The following is a 19,992-nucleotide window of genomic DNA, read 5'->3' as shown; positions in this document are numbered from 1 at the left end:
AGGAGAGGACGCATATGTCGGATCCGGATTTTAAGAGAAAGGGCGACACCTTGACGCCGATCGAGCCTGAGGGTGTTCGCGATCCTGAATATTACGAGGAAGAGTCCGCCTTGCTCCGGCTGAGCCGGGCTCTCGCGGCAGGCGAATCTGCTGTTGCTCAGGAGGTTGGCGAAGCGCTGAATTATCCGGCAGTCTACAGGGAGAAGCATGAGGAGCGTCTAGAGGAGCGCGGCTTGGCGACAGAGACGGTACCGCTCCTGGCCTGGATCGCGTTGGTCGACGCACTGATCGCACAGGAGCTGGCTCTGGAGATCGACTGGAAGGATGACGGGGACACGGTGCTCTACGCCATCGGCAAACTGCTGGACCGCAAACAGCTGCTGGCCGAGACGCGGCAGCTCCCCTCGAAGGCCGCCCTCGAAGGCAAGCCGACGCACGAATCTCTGCAAGCCTGCCACGACCGGCTGCTCGCACAAGATGTTGCACTGGCCTGCCTGGATATCGACAGCGACAGTTATGTGCTGGTTGTCGTGCCTGCCGGCCAGTTCGACGAGCTGCAGGAGCTCGCGGCAGAGGCGGGGTATCGGCTGAGCGGAGAGTACAGCGGGTGAGGTCTATCAGTCAGACATCCCATTGAAATGACCGTCCCGTTGTCGGCGCGGCGGCACGCCGCCCGAGGTACCCGCTGCTGGGAGCGCACGTTTGATAAGGCGGCTCTGCACAGTGGCTTGTATTTGCATCAAACAGCTCTGCCACGCTGTTCCTCAGCAACTGACCGTGTTATATCCGGGGCAGTATGTCACAGCTCGCCAGCCAATGTACCAATCAGGGTGAGCCGGCCCATACACAAGAGCTTCTCCCAATCGTCTGATTGTCGAGAAGCTCTTTGTATGCTTGCTAGCAACACTCAGCACGAGGACGCAAGCATCGTTTCGGTGCTTAGAGCGGCCAAACGGGGCCCGGTGCAGGGACGCAAGCATCGTTTCGGTGCTTAGCTTACCTGCTTCGCCCCCGTGATTGGTATCGTCCGCCCCGCCTAACCTCTGATACTCGCCGAGGTCGCACGGGTCCGCCTCTCCTCACTTCTTTTATAGCTCCCAACTCTCTCCCGGCTCCAGGACAAGCCCCTCGATACCTGCATCGCCGAGCGCCTCAGCGAAGGCCCGGCCGTCCTGCTCGATTAGCGGAAATGTATTGTAGTGTATCGGAATGACGCGCTTCGCTTGTACCCACTGGGCTGCCAGCAGCGCATCCTCGGGGCCCATCGTGAAGTTGTCGCCGATCGGCAGAAGCGCCAGGTCGATCTGGTGCCGCTCGCCCAGGAGCTTCATATCCCCGAACAGCCCCGTATCCCCGGCGTGGTAGATCGTCTTGCCCTCCAGCTCCAGCAGCAATCCAGCTGGCATGCCCATATAGACAATCTGCTGCTCGTCCGGCAGCTCAAGGCCCGAGCCGTGGTAGGCCTGGGTCAGCTTGACGCGTCCGAAGTCAAAGGTATGAGCGCCGCCGATATGCATCGGATGCGTCTTGCACCCCTGCCACCCCATGTAGACTGCCAGCTCATTGGGAGCAATGATGACGGCGCCGTTGCGCTTGGCGATGGACTCCGCATCGCCCACGTGGTCGTTGTGCCCGTGGGTCAGCAGGACGGCATCCGCCTTGATCTCACTTGCCTCGCGTGCAGCGACCGGATTGCCGGTCAGGAAAGGATCGATTAAGAGCGTATGCGTCCCGGTCTCAATCTGGATACAGCTGTGGCCAAGAAACGTAATCTTCATCTTCCATGTCTCCCTTCGCTACCAAGATTGGTGAGTATACGCTAGTAGTATAACAGAACCGGAGGACCTGTCCAAAATGTTAGGGAAGTATAGGGAAATACAATATTCGCCTAATAGTTGGCTCAAATTCTGTTGACAATTTGCCGGTATACTAAGAGTAATCCAAGGGAGAAATGAGGATGGTTGCTGTGCCAAGGAAAGTAAACAAGATCGAGCAGTATCCCTTCCAAGTCGAGCTCCATGTCACGCGTGTACGGACCCGTGAAGGCAACGGTGTCATCATTAGCCGCCAGGGTGAATGGATCCGGGTGCTGCTGCCGGGGAGAAACAAAATCATCGAAACGAGCCTATTCCTTGTCGACGAAGTATCCTGACGTGCCCCCTCAAGACCAGATGTTGAGGTCTCTCTCATGTATCAAGTGCCCATGATTTTAACATCATAGATCTGCATCAACAAGGTGAAACGGCTTCGCCTAAAAGTTTTGCACAGCAAAACTAGCTTCGTAAGCACACGGCGTCGCAAGTTTCATTCCGGAGAAATAGAAGCCAAGCAGATGTGCAAAACATATATTTGGCTTCTATTTGCGCAAAAAGCCGACCGGCTTCCCTCCACGGGGAAGCCGGTCGGCTTTTTGGTCATCTACTTGGATGCGCTCCTGCCAGTAACATGCAGCGGGAAAGCCCAATCATCTTTTGGCTCCTAGCACAGGTTTACCACCCCGACAAGTGCAAAACTCAGCTTGTTGAAAAAGCGCCGATGGGTGCGGAATCGAATCTGGTCAACGCTTTCTGTAAGAAAGCGACTTCGAGAGCATAAGCTGCGCAGCGTTCGCCTTTGTTCCCGGATTTCCCCCCTTAAAAGGGGTCCAAAATTCAAGAAATCTGGGAACAACAGCGATCGGAAGAACGATCCGTTACCTTGAGGCTTTATTTTTCAACAGCCTGAAAACTGCATCTAAAAACGACTAAAACCTAATATTCACCTTCGCTTAGGGCAAAAATACACTTAACTTGCTGAAAATTAGAAATAACTGGATATTCTATGCGTATTAGATGTACTTTTGCATCTGGGGTCCGAGCTTCGAGCCAAAAGAGGAAAAACAGATGCACTTTTGCCCTTATCAACCGGCAAGGAGGCCGGGAGGAGCAGCGGCGAGAATATTAAACAGGGGGAGCCTCCCCGGCCCCCCCTAGGAGGGGGCCGCCAAGAACTTCCCCATGAGAGGACACAGCAGCGGTTATTTCGAACATAGGCGTAGCTGCATCTCCTTAGCGGAGCAGCCCCAGCCACTGCCAATAAGGGATGCACGCGACGGCGATCAGCAGGACGAGCACTCCGTAACCCAGACCCATCCACTGGCCCTGGCGATGGCTGAAGGCTCTGCCCTCCGTGCTGTAGTAGGCCATCAGATACGTCGGCGACTGATAAGCGAAGAAGAACGGATCGGTAGACAGCAGCACCAGGAAGACCAGCACCCACGGATGCACCCCGGCCAGCTCCGCCAGCGGCAGCAGGGCGATCACCAGCAGGATCACCGCCGGGTCGTCCCGGATGATCAGTGTCACCAGGAAGGACAGCAGAACCACCGCCGGCAGGAACAGCAGCGGCGAGTCGAGGAACACCGCCATATGCTGGCCCAGGAAGCCCGTCATCGCCTCGATGATGCCGAGCGCCGATGCTGCTTCGGCAAAGCTGAAGGCGATGCCGATGAAGATGAGGAACGGCCAGTCCACGCCGCTTCTAAGCGACGGCCCGTCCAGCACGCCAGTGACGATCAGGACGCCAAAGCCAAGCAGCATCACCCAGGCGTTGTCGACGCCGTGCAGCGGCTGGGCGATCATGAGGACGATGCAGCCGATTACTGCGGCCGTGGTAATCCGCTCCTGACGGCTGAAGACGCCCAGTATCGCCAACTGCTCGTCCAGCATCTGCCGGGAGATCGGCTTCTCTGCTCGCACGCCGCGGAACAGCAGGGTGAGCAGCAGGAGCATGCCGATGCTGAACAGGGCGAAGGCCGGCAGTGCATAGAGAAACCACTGGAACCAGGAGACCGGCGCGCTGCCGCCTGCCAAGCCGTACGCCATCACGTTCGTATACGATCCCGTGAGGACGAAGGGCGCCGTGAAGCCGTAGAACACCATCGCTGCCAGGCTTAATCCAGCCGCTCCCCGGCTGCGGTCCCGGAAGCCCATCGATTCCGACAGCGTCGCCGCGACCGGGACGCCGAGCGCGACCTTGGCAGACGAGGAAGGGATCAGCGGATTGAGCAGCGCGCCCCCTGCGACGATCCCCCAGAGCTGGCCCCGGTAATGCGAGGGAAACCGCTTGAGCGCATGAAGCGACAGCCGGTACAGGATGCCGGAGCGGGTGATCGCCGCTCCCAGCGCCAGGATGAACACCATATAGAGCCAGGTCGGGGTCGCGAACCCTGACAACGCCGTCTCCGGGGCTACGACGCCCCCGAGCACCCACAGCATCGCCATCAGCAGCGCCACCAGATAGTCGGGGATGATGTTGACGATCCAGAGGATGACCGCAGCGATACTGATGCCGACGAAGAGCATTGCCTGCGCCGATAGCCCGCCCAGCGGCGGCAGCCAGGCGAACAGCACGATCACCAGCAGCGCTGCGAGGATGCTCGCCGCTGCCGACCATCGCGTCTGTCCGAGCAGCGCCCCTGCCCGGCTAGCCAGCCGCTCGGTCCGTTGGCGCTGCACCTGCTGACGCTTCAGCCGGTAGCTGCGCTCTTCAAGCTCCTCTGCGCTGCCTCCCCCCGCCGCACCCGGCTGCCGCCGGCCCAGCTCCTCGGCCATCTGCACGTACTCCATCGCCTTGGCGTGCCGCTCCAGCCGGTGGCTGAGCTCCGCCGCCCACTCGTAGACACGCGCCGTCTGCTCCGGCCGCCACGGTGCCGGCTCCAGCGCGATCACGGCCTCCAGCTGTGCGAGCGCCGGCTGCCGACTCTGCGCAATGCCTTGCTGCGCATACGCCTCCAGCAGCGCGTAGCTGGCCGCCAGCTCCTGAGCCGGGCTCGCGTCCAGCCGTGCCAGCGTGCCGTCGGGCAGGGATCGTCCCGCCCGCAGCTCGCGGACGAGCAGCGCTGCCGCCTGCGGCCATGCCTCCAGCTCGAGCCAGCATTGGACCGCCTCGTCCAGGTGCCCCTGCGCAGCCAGATGCTCCGCCTCCCGGGCCAGCAGTTGCTGGCGCTCGGCGGGTCCCCGCTCGCTCCGGTGAAGCTCGCTGAGCATGCGGCGCAGCCCCGGCTCGAGTCGATGCCAGCCGGGTCGGCCAGGGAGCGGCAGCAGGTAGCGCCGCAGCGGCTCCAGCTCGGCCGGGAGACTGGCGTCCTCACCGTTCCCCAAGCGCCCAGCGGCGCCACCGGACGAGACGCCATCAGCAGACGCAGACGCTGGAGCGGACGCCGCTGCGCCCGCCCTATCCGGCGCTTGATTTGCCGCTTCTGGCGCACCCCTGCTGCTAAGCCCCCTCGCCTGGGCAGCGATGCTCTCGTCCGTGGCACCGCCTTCATCCGATACGCCGATCGATACGCCGATCCTCCCTGTCTCGTTCCCCCCAGTCCCTGCATGAGCCTCTGCTGAGCTGCCGGTCGACGCGTCAGCAGCTACAGCTGTCCGTCCCGGTGCCTGCGTTCTCCCGCCTGTCTCAGCTTGCGCGCTCCCGGGCGTTGCATCCGCAGCAGCCTCGCACAGGCGCTGCGGCAGCGTCGTCTCGATCACCGGGTACACAGCCAGCTTCAGCAGCAGCGCCCGGATCGCCGGCGACTGCTGCTGAAGCTCCTGGTGCGCGCGCTGCGCCTGCTCCTCCTTGGAAGCCTGCAGCTGCATATTGGATTGATTCAGCCGCTGCGACAGCTGCCGCAGGAAGTAGGTCGCGATCGACGTCTGCTCCAGGATGAGCGCGTCGAAGGTCGGCCGGTCGATCCGGTACAGGATCGCATCCGTCGCTGTCACCGCAGTAGCAGAGCGCCTCTCCCCGGTCAGCAGTGCCATCTCGCCGAGCGTCTCGCCCGCCGTCAGCCGTGCCAGCGGCCGCTGCTCGCCGCCTTCCGTCGCCGCAGACAGCTCGATCGCCCCCGCATGCAGGATGTACATCTCCTCGCCCGGGTCGCCCTGACGGAACAGTACCGTCTCTGCGCGGACTTCCATCTTATCCAGTCTTCCCAGCACTCTGGCCTGCTCCATATTGGAGAGTCCGGCGAACATTTTCACTCGACTTGCATTCACTTGCGCGACCAACTTTCCATGGAGGTTGTTCTCGTCCGAGGATGAGCATGATGTCAAAATTGTACAACGATCCCTGATTGGGATCAATCCCCGATCTCAGCGCATACCGGCGGTTTCCGGTTCCCTGGCGTGCACCAGGCTGTGATAAAAGCCCCGTTGCGCCAGCAGCGACTGGTGAGAGCCGCGTTCGATGATCCGGCCTTGCTCCAGGACGATGATCTGATCCGCCTGACGGATCGTGCCCAGCCGATGGGCGATGACGAAGCTGGTCCGCCCCTGCATCAGCCGGTAGAGCGCCTCCTGGATCTTGATCTCGGTCACTGTATCGATGCTGCTCGTCGCCTCGTCGAGGATCAGGATCGACGGATCGGCCAGCACCGCTCTCGCGATCGAGAGCAGCTGGCGCTGGCCCTGACTGATGCTGCTGCCCTCGGGATCCAGCTCGGTCTCGTAGCCTTGCGGCAGCTTGGCGATAAAGGAGTGAGCGTTGGCCAGCATGGCCGCCTCCTCCACCTCGGCGTCGGTTGCCTCCAGACGGCCATAGCGGATATTGTCCCGGATCGTGCCGGAGAACAGGAACGAGTCCTGAAGCACGTAACCGATATGGCTGCGCAGACTGCTCCGCTTCACGCTGCGGGTATCGCTGCCGTCGACCCGGATGCTGCCCCCGTCCGGGTCGTAGAAGCGCGAGAGCAGCTGGATCACCGTCGTCTTGCCCGCGCCCGTAGGACCGACGAAAGCGATCGTCTCGCCAGGCGCCGCGCGGAAGCTGACCTCGCTGAGGATCGGATGCCCTTCGTCATAACCGAAGGAGACACGGTCGTACACGATCTCGCCGCGCACCGCCGTCAGCTCGCCAGCCTCGCGTTCGTCATCCTCCTCCGCTCCCTCGTCCAGCACTTCGAAGACGCGCTCGGCCCCGGCGATCGCCGAGAGGAACGTGTTGAATTGGTTGGCCAGATCGTTGAGCGGCCGGGTGAACTGCCGGGCGTACTCCGTGAAGGTGACGATGACGCCGATCGAGATCATCTGGTGGATGACCATGACGCCGCCGGCGCCCGCGATCACGGCAAAACTGACATTGTTGAGCATATTCATCAGCTTGGGGATGAAGCCGGTATAGGTCTGCGCCCAGTAGCCGGAGACGCGCAGGCGGGCGTTGCGCTCCTCGAAGCCGGCGATCACCTTCTCCTCCTGGGAGAGCGTCGTCACGACCCGCTGCCCGGACAGCGTCTCCTCGACGAAGCCGTTCAGTTCGCCCAGATTGCGCTGCTGCGCCTTGAAGTACCGGTTGGTGCGCGTAGTGATCCATCGCATCCCCAGATACATGAGCGGCACGACCGACAGCGTGATCAGCGTCAGCAGCGGACTTAAGTACAGCATCAGACCGAGCATGCCCACGAAGGTGAGCAGGCTGGACGTCAGCTGGATAAAAGACGTGTTGAGCGTCTGGCTGACATTCTCGATATCGTTGGTCAGACGGCTCATCAGTTCGCCATGCTGACGCTTCGAGAAGAAGGCGATCGGCAGCCGGTGCAGCTGACCGAACAAGTCCTCGCGCATCCGGTAGACCGACTGCTGGGCGATTCCGATCATCCAGTAGTTCTGCAGCCAGATGGTCAGAGAATACAGCCCATAGCTGCCGCCGAGCAGGACGAGCAGCAGGACAAGACTGCCTTCCGCCCCGGTCTCCGCCATGCGGTCGATCGCCAGCCCCAGCAGGAAGGGCGTCAGGAGACCGAACAGCGAGCTGGCCAATACCATCAGCAGGATCGTCCAGAGCAGCCGCCTGTGCGAAGCGAGATAGACCCAGATGCGATGCAGCGTGCGCCGCCAGTCTTTGACCTTGGGTGTGGTGCCCTTGTCTCCCGTCATGTCGCCACCTCCTGTTCGGATTGGGATTCCACGATCTGCCGGTAGAGCGGCGTCGTCCGCAGCAGCTCCTCATGCGTACCCTGGGCCAGCAGGCGCCCGTCCTCGAGCAGCAGGATCGTATCGGCCTCCATCGCCGTCGAGATCTTCTGGGTGATCAGCAGCGTCGTGCAAGGGTAGCCAGCCAGCGCATCCATCAGCTTGGCCTCGGTCCGGGCATCCAAGGCGCTGGTGCTGTCATCGAGCATGAGCAGCCGCGGCCGCCGGATCAGCGCCCGGGCGATCGAGAGCCGCTGCTTCTGGCCGCCCGAGAGATTGACGCCCTTCTGGCCCAGCATCGTCTCGTAGCCTGAAGGCAGCCCCCGGATCGTATCATGGATCTGCGCATCCGAGGCTGCCTGCCGGATCTCTTCCGCTGTCGCCTCCTCCTTGCCCCAGCGCAGATTCTGCTCGACGGTGCCCGTGAAGAGCAGCGCTTCCTGCGGCACATAACCGATGGCCCGGCGCAGCTGTTCCAGCGTATACTGCCGGATCTCCCGGCCGTCGATGCGGATCGTGCCCGCGTCGGTATCGTACAGGCGTGGGATCAGCTGGAACAGCGAAGACTTGCCGGAGCCCGTCGCCCCGAGGATCGCCGCCGTCTGTCCGGCCTTGACCGTGAAGGTGAGATCCTGCAGGATCGGCGCCTGCGAGCCCGGATAGCGGAAGGTGACGCCCTCGAAGGCCAGCTCGCCGCGCGTTACCTTGCGGGAGGGATCCGCCTGCTCGCTGTCGGTGATGTCCGGCTCGGCAGCCAGCACTTCCTCCACGCGACGGCCGGAGGCTCTCGCCCGGGACAAGCCGGTCAGGATGAAGGAGATGACATGGAAGGCGCCCGTAATCCGGGTCGCATAGTTGATGATCGCCACGACCTCCCCGACCTCGATGCCGGAGGCCCGGACCGCATCCTGCCCGGCCCAGAGGATGACCAGGATACTCAGATTCATGACGAGCAGCATGAGCGGCAGCGTCAGCTCGACCGTCCGCAGGGCGCTGACTGTCCGCTCTCTCAGCTCGGTATTGGCGCGGGCAAAGCGGGTGATCTCGTAGCCCTTGCGGACAAAGGCGCGGATCAGCCGCATGCCGCCGAGATTCTCGCGGAGCACGCCATTGGTCTGATCCAGCCGCTCCTGGACGTGCTGGAACATCCGGAACGCCCGGTTCATGATCCAGATCAGCAGACCGAACAGCACCGGCGTGACGATGAGCAGGATCAACGCCAGCCGGGCATTGACCATAAACGACAGGACCAGCCCGCCCGCCATCATCAGCGGCGCCCTCATCATGATGCGCAGCCCCATGAAGACGAGATTCTGCAGCTGCGTGACGTCGCTCGTCAGGCGCGTGATCAGCGTCGCCGTGGAGAACCGGCTGAAGCCGGCGAAGCTCAGCGTCTGGATCGTCCCGAACATCCGCTTGCGGATATCATAGCCGAAGCCTTGGCTGACATGGGCAGCCAGGTAAGAGTTGATGATGCCGGCGGCAAAGCCGGCCAGCGCGATGCCGACCATCCAGCCGCCCAGTCTGATCACGGCGTCCGTGTCTCCTGCCATGATGCCGTCATCGATCACCTGCGCCAGCAGCAGCGGATGCCAGAGCTCCACGACGAGCTCGACGAGCATCAGCAGCAGCGCGGCGATTATGATCCACGTATACGGTTTCAAAAACGCTCCGGTTCGGCGCATAGGGAAAGCCTCCATCCAGTTAGCCGGGACGTGTTGCCGGCTTTATGAGCGACATAAATAAGCAAGACGTCTGCACCTGACAGACGTCTTGCCTATTATACAGGATTTCGGCCGATTCCGTCATCCCATGTTAGGTATTGCTTCAGTGCTAAACATTTATTTGATAAGGCGTACCGTGTTGTCGATATCGCTGAACATGACGTCCCAGCCGAACAGCTCGGCGATAAAGCGTACCGGTACAAGTGTCCGGCCATCCTTCACCACGACCGGATTGCCGATGTGGCGCTGCACGTTGTTCAGCTCCATGAACGTGCGGTTGATCCAGAATTCGGCGACATCTTCGCCTGCGGTTACCGTAGTAACTTGGTTCTGCTGATCCCAATCGATCTCGGCGCCGATCAGCTCAGCCAGGTAGCGCAGCGGGATGTAGGTCGCGCCGTCTTTGACCAGCGGAGCGATATCCATCGTGATCGACGATCCGTTCACTTGGACCACTTGGCTGCCTACGGCCATCGTGATAGTCATCGCTGGCTGGGGCTGCGGCCCCGGTGCAGGCTCTTGGGTGCCTGGATCCGGCTGTTCGCCAGGCTCGCCCGGCATCTCGAAGTCTTGCCATTGCAGTGCGACTACACCTGTCGACAATGCGTCGGCTGTAGCGAACATGTGAGCATAAGCGCTGCGCGCTTCGGCGTAAGCTTCCTCGAAATCGCTGGTCGCATAGGCTCTGTAAGCGTCAAGCAGGTGGTTGATATGCATTTCAAGCGCCTCAGTGAGTTGGGCTTCATTGAAGTACTGCGCATTTACACTTGCGAAGAATGCGGCTTGCTCCGCACGGTACTCTTCCAGCGCCTGCAGGGCAAGCTCTCTGCCGACTTGGTAGCCGGTTGCATTAGCATTTACATAGTCTCCCAGATACTCGATATTCGAGCTCCAGATCGGTTCGAACACGTCGCTCTCGCCAAATACCGACGAGATCGCGGCGGTCAGTTCTTCCGTGTTCTTGTTCAGCGCTTGGGCAGCATGCTCTGCGTCTGCTGCGCCGTCATGTGCTTTTTGCATGGCCAGTACAGCCAGCAGCGCATGCTCACCGAGCAGTCTGCCCATCGTGGAACGCAGGTCGGAAGCTTCCTGGTTGAACTCCAGCGATGGATACAGGCTTGAGAATTGGGCAGCGATACCCTCGGCCAGCACGTCTCCCGTGTCGTACGCTCGGGCATAAGCCGCACGGAGCTGAACGTAAGCATCCGTATAATTATTATTAACATAAGCGTTGAATGCCGCTACGAGATGATTGATATGCGCCTGCAGTTCGGCCGCGATCACGTCACGGTTGAACGCTTCATTCGCATCAGCGAAAAATGTCGACAGCCCCTGACGGTACGTGTCGAGCTCCGCCAAAGCGGCGTCGCGGGCGACTTGATCATCGTTGACAGTAGCCGTCACATACTCGGTCAGATGCGTAATATGCGACTCCCAGATCGGACGGAAGTTGATGCCGCCTGTCGTCCCATACAACTCTGCAATCGCGGCGGAGATATCATCCGTATTGGCAGCCAGTGCCGCCGATACGTCTTCGAAATCCGCTGCCCCGTCGTAGCTTTTTTGCATCGCTGCAAAGGTCAGAATGACATGCTCGCCGAGCACCTGCCCCAGCGCAGCCCGCAGATCCTGGGTCGGTCCGATAACCCGTTGCGTTTGGCCAAAGGCCATAGCCGGTACAGCCAGCGCCAGACAGAGCAATAGCGCGACAACTTTTAATTTCAAACCCTTCACTCTTCATCTCTCCCTTATTCCAGTTTGGTATATGTAATGCTGCAGGTAAGTACCCAAACTAGAATTACACGGGAACGCTGGAATTGAACCGCCAAATCTTAAAAAAGACTCATGCTTCTCATTTTTCCGGACAAGGTGAACATCGGCCCGGAAGCGTCCGGGTATCTCTCCGTTACGAAATATGTAGAAACAGAGGGGCGAACTGGATATAATGAAACTAATCGAAACGCATTAGGAGGACCAGCTACATGGATCGCTACCCGAATAACAACGAACCGCGAGATTACGACCAGAGAGAACACGATCAGAGAGATTACGATCAAAGAGAATATGACCAGCAGCAGTATCACAATCCCTATTCCCAATATCCGCCCTATCCGCCGCATCTGCCGCCCAGAACCAACAGCAAGTCGATCGTATCGCTAGTGCTGGGGATTCTGTCCATCGTACTGCCGTACATTGGTTTTCTGATCGGCATCGTGGCCATCGTCTTCGCCTCCATGGCCTTCAAGGAGATCCGGCTGCGCCAGGAGCAAGGACGCGGTATGGCGGTTGCAGGCATGGTGTGCGGCATCATCGGCACAGCTCTTTATGGCATTATACTGATCATCATCCTGATTGCAGTGATTGCTTTTTCCGGCAGTGCTTCGGATGTTATCTACTATTAGTTACTTGACGGCGGCACAGGCAATCTGCCTTACCGCCAGCAAAGCCCCCTCCGCCGGAGGGGGCTTTGCTCTGTATCTGCATGCACGGACAATGGCCACGGCTTCGCTCGGTGCCATCAACGGACGAGGGGTCTTATTACCCCGGCACGCCCACTGCCGCGCCCTGCTGAAGCTGGTACATGGCGAAATATTTGCCGCCGCTCTGCATCAGCCGATCATGACTGCCCTGTTCGACGATCCGGCCGCGGTCGAGGACCAGGATCTGCTCGGCCTGGCGAATCGTCGAGAGCCGGTGGGCGATGACGAACGTCGTGCGCCCCTGCTTCAGCACCTCCAGCGCCCGCTGGATAACCGCTTCCGTCTCGGTATCGATGCTCGCAGTCGCTTCATCCAGGATCAGGATCGCCGGATCGTAGGCCAGCGCCCGGGCAAACGAGATCAGCTGCCGCTGACCCGCCGACAGGGTGCTGCCTTTCTCGATGACCGGCGTGTCGATGCCTTGCGGCAGCGTCATGAAGGCATCGTAGGCGCCGACATCCCGCAGCGCCTGCTCGATCCGCTCGCGGCTGATCTGCGGATTGTCCAGGCTGACATTGGAAGCGATCGTGCCTGTGTACAGGAACGGATCCTGCAGCACGATGCCCATATGCTGGCGCAGCTGCTGCCGGGAGAGCTCCCGGATATCCGTCCCGTCTACGGTGATCGCCCCGTGCTTGATGTCATAGAAGCGGAAGAGCAGATTCAGGATCGAGCTCTTGCCCGAGCCGGTATGCCCGACCAGCGCCACCGTCTCTCCAGATCTCGCTGTGAAGCTGATGTTGCGCAGCACCAGTTCATCGCGTGTGTAGGCAAAGGAAACATCATGGAATGCCACCTCGCCCTTATAGCGCTCGATGGACCGGTTGTCGACCTCGACGCCCTCCTCGTCCATCAGGGCAAATACCCGGTTCGCGGACACTCTCGCCGTCTCCAGATTGGAGAGCTGATTGACGATGCCGACGATCGGCTGGAACATCCGGTTCATATAGTCGACGAAGGCGTACAGGACGCCGATCGAGATCGCCGTACCGAGCCAGTCGCCCCAGAACATCCAGATCAGGACCAGGAACAGAATGTTGCGCACGACGTTGACCAGGTTATGCGACGTAATCGAGTTCAGATTCAGCAGCTTGTTCTGATACGTATAATAATGTTCATTGAGCGCTTCGAACTCGGCGGTCATCTCCTTCTGCCGGCGGAAAGCACGGATGATCGGCATGCCGGAGATCGACTCGTTGATCATCGCGTTGATCTCGCTCAGCTTGGCGCGGATGACGCCGTTGTAATGGGCCGCATAGCGCCGGTAGACGATGATCCAGACGATCAGGATCGGCACGAGCGGCAGCGCGATCAGCGCCAGCCGGGCGTCCAGGATGAAGAGCGCCGTATAGATGCCTGTCATATAGACGGCCGCCGTGAAGAAGTTGGCCAGCACGGCCACATACAGCTCGCGGATCGCCTCGGTGTCGTTGGTGACGCGGGAGACGACCTGACCGGCGGCCAGCTTGTCATAATAGGACACCGGCAAGCGCTGGGTATGGGCGAACACATCGTCGCGCATCCGCTTGACGATCCGGTTGGCTGAGGTCTGCAGCAGCAGCCGCTGCCAGTAGCTGAAGATTCCCGCTACGATCAGCATGCCGAAGTACATTCCTGCGAGCAGCAGGAATCCCGGCAGCTCCGGACGGTAGAAGGCATACAGCGTCTCGCGCGGCAGCTGCTCGGCTTCGTAGAGGGCCGTCTCCCGCTGATCGCGGCTCGTGATCGACAGCGACCCTGCGCCGCCCTCGCGGGCGCCGTCGAAACGGATGTCGCCCTCGACCCAGTAGAAGCTGCGGCCGGCCTGCAGGATCCGTACGACCTGCCCGCGCGGTTCATCCGGGGCGAAGTGGTCTTCCCGTTTGTACCAGCGGCCGTCCCGCTGCACCGCATAAGGCATCTCCGCTTCGACCTCGAACCATCTATTCTCGATGCCGAGGATATTCTGGTCGATCATCCGTTTGGCGATGAACGGTCCTGTCAGTTCCGCTCCGACGGCCAGGATAAGCATCGTCAGCGCCACCAGGATCGGCTTCTTGAACAGCATGGCGTAGTTCCACAGCCGTCTGCCGGTGCCCGGGCCTTTCATATTTGATCTCATGTATTGGTCACACCCTTATCCTCGCTTGTCTTTATAGCATGGTGAAAAATAGGCCTACGTTGTGCGGATCGTCCTTCCGATCGCTGTGGTTCCCAGAATTCTTGAATAATAACCTCTGATTGAGGTTGAATTCCGGGAACCAAGGCGAATCAACGCTTTCTGAAAGAAAGCGACATCGGAAGCATATGCTAAGCTTCTCCAGGACAATTCCGCCCCACTTCCGGCACTTTTTCACCAATCTTTTATAGCATGGTGGACAACAAGCCTTTTCGGCGCTTCCACCCTGCTTCAATCCAGCAGCGACTCCAGCTGCTGTCTGTCATACTGCTCCCGGTACCAGCCGCCACGCGCGAGCAGCTGCTCGTGCGTGCCCTCCTCGACCACCCGGCCGTCTTCCATGACGAGGATGTGATCGGCGTGCTGGACGGCGGAGAGCCGGTGCGTCGTGATCAGCGTCGTCTTGCCGGCCCGCTCCTCGCGGATCCCCTGGATGATCTCCGCCTCGGTCTTGGCGTCGACCGCCGAGAGCGTGTCGTCGAGCAGCAGGATCTCCGGATCGGCGATGATCGCCCGGGCGATGCTGACGCGCTGTTTTTGTCCGCCGGAGAGGGATACCCCCTTCTCGCCGACCATCGTCTCCAGCCCATCCGGCAGATGCGCCACGTCCTTGTCGAAGGAAGCTCTCGCCAGCGCCCGCTGGAGGTCGGCTTCCGTAGCGTCCGGGAGGCCGAAGAGGATGTTGTCTCTTATCGAGCGGGAGAACAGCACCGGCTGCTGGGGCACGTAGCCGATCCAGCCGAGCAGCTGACCGGAGTCCAGCTTATCCAGCGGCACGCCGTCCACCGACAGCTCTCCGCTGCCCAGCGGATACTCGCGCAGCAGCTGCTTGAGCACCGTCGTCTTGCCGCTGCCCGTGCGTCCGACGATCCCCAGCGTCTGTCCGCGCCGCAGCGTGAAGCTGACCTCTGTCAGATTGTCCTTCGCCGAGGACGGATACCGGAAGCTGACCTTGTCAAATACGATCCGATCGGGCTTCTCCAGGGTGACCGGCTCCTTCGCCTCCCGTACATCCTCCGGATAGCCCAGCGTTTCCTGGACCCGGTCCAGGGAAGCATTGCCGCGCTGCATGATGTTGATTAGCTCGCCGATCGCGAACATCGGCCAGATCAGCATGCCCAGGAAGACGTTGAAGGAGACCAGCTCCCCCAGCGTGATCTCGCCCCGGAAGACGAGATAGCCGCCGTAGCTCAGACCGATGAGATAGCTCAGGCCGACCAGGATCTTCATCGTCGGCTCGAACAGCGCGTCGATCCTGGCGACCTCGATATTGCGGCCCAGCACCTCTTCCGTCTTGGCCTGGAACCGCCGCTCGTCGGCGGCCTCCTGGACGAAAGCCCGGGTCACGCGCACGCCCGCGACCGATTCGAGCACCTGGTCGTTCAGTTCGCCGAAGGAATCCTGTGCAGCCGTGAAGCGATCATGGATCCGCTTGCCGAGATAGCGCATGATGATCGCTACCAGCGGCAGCGGCAGCAGCGCGGCCAGTGTCAGCTTCCAGCTGATCAGGATGCTCATGACGGCGAGGATCGTCAGCATGAACAGCGTCGAATCGATCAGCGTCAGGATGCCGAAGCCCGCCGTATTGGCCACTGCTCCCAGATCATTGGTGGCCCGCGCCATCAGGTCGCCGGTCCGGTTGCGCTCGAAGAAGGTCGGCGTCATCCGCATGAAATGCCGCATCAGCCTGGAGCGGAGGAGCCGCTCCAGCACGAAGGCGGCGCCGAACAGCTGGTAGAACCAGACATAGGTGATGACGTAACCGACGACCGTAATCCCGCCCCAGAGCAGCAAGGTATTGTAGAAGCCGGACTCGCTCAGTGTGCCCAGCGCGATGCCGTCGATCGTGTAGCCGATCAGCCAGGGCGGGATGACCTCCAGCAGACCGACCAGCGCCAGCAGTGTGATGGCGACCGCATACCGTTTCCATTGCATCGCAAAAAACCAGTTCAATTTCTTCAGTACGATAAACATTGTTTTCCCTGCCTTTCCAAATCCCTGCAAAATGAAGCCTTGTCTTCGAAATACAAGAAAAAGAAGCGCATCGCCGTATGCGATGCGCTTCTTTCGCCGTTAGGCGGCCTCGCCCCTTGACCCGGGAAAAGACAGCCTTAGAGCACAAAAAAGGCGCATGACCACGTCGATGTCACGACGTACTCACGCGCCTGCCGGCTAGAACAACACGCCCTAGCTGGTCTCTATACGCGAGGAGATTACGCCGATATCTGTCAATGCCGCAAAATGACCATCCAAGAATACAATGGAATTCATCACGCGCAACCTCCTTTCTACTCCAATCGAAATGTGAAAAGCTATTTGTCACTTTACCATCGCTAGTAATTCCTGTCAACACAATTTTGTCACATATGCGGAAAGCAATCTCTCGGCACCATTGTTTGCCCAGAACGCCTGCAGGTATAATAGAAGCAATGTCAATTGTTAAGGGGTTATTAGTACACCATGAAAAATCCGGGAAAACTCCCATTTTCCACACCCATCTACTATGGCTGGTTTATCCTGTTCATCGCTGCTCTCAGTGTCTTTTTCTCGGGACCGGGGCAGACGTTCACCATCTCTATATTTATCGATTCCTATGTGGAGGATTTCGGGTGGAGCCGCTCCTTGATCTCCAGTCTCTACCTTGGCGCCACGTTGTTGGCCGGTTCGCTGCTGTTTCTAGTCGGACGCTCGATTGAACGTTGGGGCAGCAGGACTATATCCGTTATGGTTGCCATCATGCTTGCTGCTGCCTGTTTCTGGAACAGCTTTGTCGCCGGTCCGATCATGCTTTTTATCGGCTTTTTGATGCTTCGACTATTTGGACAAGGCTCGATGATGCTGGTTCCCAACACGCTGTTGCCCCAGTGGTTTATCAAGCAGCGCGGACGAGCATACAGCTTGCTCGGCGTGGGCAGTTTTTTGGGATTCCTGCTCTTTCCGGTTACGACCAATTGGCTCATTGAGACGTGGGGCTGGGCCGAAGCCTGGCGCGTCTGGGGATTGCTGCTTTTGCTGGGATTCGTACCGCTGGCGTGGCTTTTGATTCGTAATCGTCCCGAGGATGTAGGCCTGAAGCCTGACAGTCCCTCGGCCCGGAAGTCCAAGGTCGATACATCAGGCGCAGTGGTGGCCGATGTCCCCGAGGTGGAGTGGACGCTGCAAGAGGCGTTTCGCACACGTGCCTTTTGGTGCTTTCTGTTCTGCATCACTGTACCCGCGCTTGTCAATACAGGAATTATTTTTCATCTGCCATCCATTGTTGAGGCCCATGACATCTCTTCATCAGCCGCAGCACTCTCGCTGAGCGTGATGGCCTTGGTCTCGTTTCCCTTTACGTTTGCTGCTGGCTTTCTAAATGAAAGGGTGAAGGTGCATCTAGTCATCGGCTGGCTGTTTCTCCTGCAGGTGGTCTCCATGATTATTCTGGCCTACACCCAGTCTTATACTGTGCTGATCCTGTTCTCTGTCGTTCGCGGCGTGGTCCAGGGGTTCGAGGGCGTCAGTCTGAATCTGGTGTGGCCCACCTATTTTGGAAAAAAAGCGATCGGCAGCATCAAAAGCTTGACGATGACCGCAGTTGTCATGGGCTCCGCCTTTGGCCCGCTGCCGTTCGGCCTCGCTTTTGATCTGTGGGGCGGCTACACCGAGATCCTCCTGATCATGACGCTATTGCCCTTGGTTGCGATGATCGCGGCCTGGCTGTCCCCGCCTCCACGCAAAGACGGAGCATAAGTCACCCAGGTTATTACACGAATGAAACAGGGCGAACGATTATAAAGCGCTAAATAGATTATACGAGGAGGCTTTCCAGTGGAAAAAAACACACCAACCTCGCACACGAAAAGATCACGAACGCCATCTCGAAGTCACGTAAAAGTGTTTGCGTTAGGTGGACTGGGCGAGATCGGAAAGAATATGTATGGCATTGCGTTCAAAGATGAGATTATCATCGTTGATGCCGGTGTGAAGTTCCCCCGAAACGATCTGCCTGGCGTGGACTACATTATCCCTAGTGTTGCTTATTTGCTGGAGAAAAAGGATCAGGTTAAGGGAATCTTCCTGACGCATGGACATGAGGATCATATTGGCGGCTTGCCCTTCATCCTCAAGCAGCTTAGCGTCCCCGTATACGGCGCTCCGTTAACGATTGGTCTGGTGAGACACAAGCTGGACGAGCACCGCCTGTTGAATCAGGCGGAGCTGCATGTTTTTCAAGAGGATACGATCGTCGCTTTCAACCGAATCCAGGTTGAATTTTTCCGAACCAATCACAGCATTCCTGATTCCTTCGGCATAGCGATCAAAACGCCGCTCGGCACGATCGTCCATACCGGGGATTTCAAATTTGACTTGACGCCGGTTGACTACCCTTCCAACCTGACCAAGATGGCCGAGCTGGGAAGAGAAGGCGTGCTGGCGCTGCTCTCAGACAGCACGAACAGCGAGAAGCCGGGCTATACCTCGTCAGAGAAAACAGTAGGCGAAGCCATCTATGATATGATTCGCTCTTGTCAGGGACGGGTATTATTCGCAACCTTTGCTTCGAATGTACACCGGCTGCAACAGCTGATCGAGGCCGCCGAGCGAACCGGGCGCAAAATCGCGATTCTGGGGCGAAGCATGGACCGAGTGTTTCAGATTGGCCAGGAACTGGGCTACCTTCGTGCGCCCGAAGGCATGATCGTCGACCTCCATCAGCTGCAACGAATCGAGGACAGCAAATTAATCGTTCTCTGTACGGGAAGTCAAGGTGAACCGAACGCCGCACTGTCCCGGATCGCCAGCGGATCCCATCGGCAGGTCAGCGTGCATCCCAATGATACGGTTATTTTCTCGTCTTCGCCGATACCAGGCAATACAGTAAGCATCAATCGCGTGATCGATCAGCTATCCAGATCAGGGGCGAATGTGGTCTATGGATCGGTTCTTGACGTACATGCCTCGGGACACGGCTGTCAGGAGGACCTGAAGCTGATGCTCAGCCTGATGAAACCCAGATATCTCATCCCGATTCATGGCGAATACCGTATGCTGCTTATGCACGCTCAGATTGCCGAACAAATGGGAATAGCCAAGCCAAATATTTTTATCATGGATATCGGCCATACCGTTCGGTTATCCAGGAATCAAGGCGTGCGCGGCAAGAATATTCCGTCCGGCGAAATGCTGGTCACTGGCAGTGACATCGTGGAAGCACAAGGCTCCTCGATTGAAGAGCGAGTGCGTATGTCCAAGCACGGCGTAGTATTTGTGTTGATGACGCTCAATAAGGAGAGCAACGTCGTTCTGGCCGGTCCCGAGATTATAAGCCGCGGCTTTGTTTTCATCAAAGAAGCCAGTCGCATCAACCTGAATGCAGCAGCCCTTGTCCGCAAAAAAGTAAAGAAGCTTCTTCAATCGGGCAAATTTAACGAAGAAGTGTGGAACCGGGAGCTGATTGCTGTGCTGGAAGCACATTTCGAACGAACCATGCTGCGTAAGCCGTTGATCGTTCCCATGATACAAAAACTATCTTCGAAAGCGAGAAACAGTGATGAGGCTATTGAGAATCATGATCCATCGAGACCTAAAGAGTCAAACCGGCCGCACGTTTGACCGTATATCAGCCAGGGGCATCATTAAGAAAGGGGCCCCATATCTTGCTGCTCTACACAGAACGCTATAACGATTACAGTAACAGTTGAAGCGATCAACTG

At 59.0% G+C, this 19,992-nt stretch carries 12 protein-coding genes; 5 read left to right on the top strand and 7 right to left on the bottom strand.

Annotation, left to right across the window (positions count from 1 at the left end; genetic code table 11):
* The first annotated feature begins 14 nt into the window (after window positions 1-14).
* The gene (locus tag ABC336_RS17465) at window positions 15-611 is read left to right on the top strand and encodes a DUF6630 family protein (protein WP_413239855.1); all 597 of its coding nucleotides are present in this window, start codon (window positions 15-17) and stop codon (window positions 609-611) included.
* 477 nt (window positions 612-1,088) lie between these two features.
* On the opposite strand, the gene ABC336_RS17460 is transcribed toward ABC336_RS17465, so the two are convergent.
* Entirely contained in the window at window positions 1,089-1,778 is a 690-nt protein-coding gene (locus ABC336_RS17460; RefSeq protein ID WP_413239854.1) for a metal-dependent hydrolase, read from the bottom strand.
* Between the two features lie 188 nt (window positions 1,779-1,966).
* Between ABC336_RS17460 and ABC336_RS17455 the strand changes: the two genes are divergently transcribed.
* Window positions 1,967-2,152: a hypothetical protein gene (locus ABC336_RS17455; protein ID WP_413239853.1), complete on the top strand. Its 186-nt coding sequence runs from the start codon at window positions 1,967-1,969 to the stop codon at window positions 2,150-2,152.
* 895 nt (window positions 2,153-3,047) lie between these two features.
* Here ABC336_RS17455 and ABC336_RS17450 read toward each other — a convergent pair.
* The 4 genes from ABC336_RS17450 to ABC336_RS17435 all read right to left on the bottom strand — a co-directional run bounded on the left by ABC336_RS17450 (window position 3,048) and on the right by ABC336_RS17435 (window position 11,392).
* Window positions 3,048-6,023 carry an SLC13 family permease gene (locus tag ABC336_RS17450; protein ID WP_413239852.1) on the bottom strand — a complete coding sequence of 992 codons (2,976 nt, stop codon included), beginning with the start codon at window positions 6,021-6,023 and terminating at the stop codon, window positions 3,048-3,050.
* A gap of 96 nt (window positions 6,024-6,119) precedes the next feature.
* Window positions 6,120-7,898: an ABC transporter ATP-binding protein gene (locus tag ABC336_RS17445; protein ID WP_413239851.1), complete on the bottom strand. Its 1,779-nt coding sequence runs from the start codon at window positions 7,896-7,898 to the stop codon at window positions 6,120-6,122.
* A complete protein-coding gene (locus ABC336_RS17440; RefSeq protein ID WP_413239850.1) occupies window positions 7,895-9,619 on the bottom strand; it encodes an ABC transporter ATP-binding protein in 1,725 nt (574 codons plus the stop codon). The genes ABC336_RS17445 and ABC336_RS17440 overlap by 4 nt, the downstream gene beginning before the upstream one ends.
* Before the next feature lie 156 nt (window positions 9,620-9,775).
* Entirely contained in the window at window positions 9,776-11,392 is a 1,617-nt protein-coding gene (locus tag ABC336_RS17435) for a copper amine oxidase N-terminal domain-containing protein (RefSeq protein WP_413239849.1), read from the bottom strand.
* Window positions 11,393-11,640: 248 nt separating this feature from the next.
* Here ABC336_RS17435 and ABC336_RS17430 point away from each other — a divergent pair, with 248 nt between their 5' ends.
* Window positions 11,641-12,060, top strand: coding sequence for a DUF4190 domain-containing protein (locus tag ABC336_RS17430; RefSeq protein ID WP_413239848.1), 420 nt, complete (start codon window positions 11,641-11,643; stop codon window positions 12,058-12,060).
* A 136-nt stretch (window positions 12,061-12,196) separates the two neighbouring features.
* Here ABC336_RS17430 and ABC336_RS17425 read toward each other — a convergent pair whose 3' ends face one another.
* Both ABC336_RS17425 and ABC336_RS17420 read right to left on the bottom strand, forming a co-directional pair.
* Complete coding sequence (locus tag ABC336_RS17425; RefSeq protein ID WP_413239847.1) at window positions 12,197-14,239, bottom strand: ABC transporter ATP-binding protein; 2,043 nt, start codon at window positions 14,237-14,239, stop codon at window positions 12,197-12,199.
* Between the two features lie 288 nt (window positions 14,240-14,527).
* Window positions 14,528-16,270, bottom strand: coding sequence for an ABC transporter ATP-binding protein (locus ABC336_RS17420; protein ID WP_413239846.1), 1,743 nt, complete (start codon window positions 16,268-16,270; stop codon window positions 14,528-14,530).
* A 486-nt stretch (window positions 16,271-16,756) separates the two neighbouring features.
* Between ABC336_RS17420 and ABC336_RS17415 the strand changes: the two genes are divergently transcribed.
* Both ABC336_RS17415 and ABC336_RS17410 read left to right on the top strand, forming a co-directional pair.
* A complete protein-coding gene (locus ABC336_RS17415) occupies window positions 16,757-18,028 on the top strand; it encodes an MFS transporter (RefSeq protein ID WP_413239845.1) in 1,272 nt (423 codons plus the stop codon).
* A gap of 78 nt (window positions 18,029-18,106) precedes the next feature.
* On the top strand, window positions 18,107-19,891 hold the full coding sequence (locus ABC336_RS17410) for a ribonuclease J (RefSeq protein ID WP_413239844.1): 1,785 nt from the start codon (window positions 18,107-18,109) through the stop codon (window positions 19,889-19,891).
* The last annotated feature ends 101 nt before the right edge of the window (window positions 19,892-19,992 follow it).

Origin of the sequence: Paenibacillus jepli (assembly GCF_047238105.1) — a bacterium.
Classification (GTDB): Bacteria; Bacillota; Bacilli; order Paenibacillales; family Paenibacillaceae; genus Paenibacillus_D.
This window is presented reverse-complemented; position numbering and strand designations above follow the sequence as displayed.

What these genes read in the sequence shown, in the direction of transcription:
- ABC336_RS17465 (WP_413239855.1), top strand. Translation starts at nt 15, where the DNA reads ATGTCGGATCCGGATTTTAAGAGAAAGGGCGACACCTTGACGCCGATC.
- ABC336_RS17460 (WP_413239854.1), bottom strand. Translation starts at nt 1,778, where the DNA reads ATGAAGATTACGTTTCTTGGCCACAGCTGTATCCAGATTGAGACCGGG.
- ABC336_RS17445 (WP_413239851.1), bottom strand. Translation starts at nt 7,898, where the DNA reads ATGACGGGAGACAAGGGCACCACACCCAAGGTCAAAGACTGGCGGCGC.
- ABC336_RS17440 (WP_413239850.1), bottom strand. Translation starts at nt 9,619, where the DNA reads ATGCGCCGAACCGGAGCGTTTTTGAAACCGTATACGTGGATCATAATC.
- ABC336_RS17430 (WP_413239848.1), top strand. Translation starts at nt 11,641, where the DNA reads ATGGATCGCTACCCGAATAACAACGAACCGCGAGATTACGACCAGAGA.
- ABC336_RS17425 (WP_413239847.1), bottom strand. Translation starts at nt 14,239, where the DNA reads ATGAGATCAAATATGAAAGGCCCGGGCACCGGCAGACGGCTGTGGAAC.
- ABC336_RS17420 (WP_413239846.1), bottom strand. Translation starts at nt 16,270, where the DNA reads ATGTTTATCGTACTGAAGAAATTGAACTGGTTTTTTGCGATGCAATGG.
- ABC336_RS17415 (WP_413239845.1), top strand. Translation starts at nt 16,757, where the DNA reads ATGAAAAATCCGGGAAAACTCCCATTTTCCACACCCATCTACTATGGC.